Genomic DNA, 230 nt, shown 5'->3' on the forward strand with positions numbered 1-230 from the left:
AGGCTGAAGCCGCCAACGCGCAGGCCATGCTGTCCAACAACGAGGCGCTGATTGCGCATCTCGAGCTGCGCATCGAGAGGCTGAAACGCGAACTGTACGGGCAGCGCTCCGAGCGCACGGCAAGGCTTATCGAGCAGTTGGAATTGCAACTGGAAGACCTCGCGACGTCGGCGAGCGAGGATGAGCTTGCCGCAGTCGCCGCGGCGGCGAAGACCCAGAGCGTGCGTTCC

Annotated in this window: 1 protein-coding gene; it reads left to right on the plus strand. The window is 64.3% G+C overall.

From position 1 onward, the window contains the following. Positions 1–230 (plus strand): transposase (locus tag EOD29_RS35520; protein WP_206520638.1); only part of this gene is annotated, 230 nt, incomplete at both ends.

The organism is Mesorhizobium sp. M1A.T.Ca.IN.004.03.1.1 (assembly GCF_003997555.1).
Lineage (GTDB): Bacteria > Pseudomonadota > Alphaproteobacteria > Rhizobiales > Rhizobiaceae > Mesorhizobium.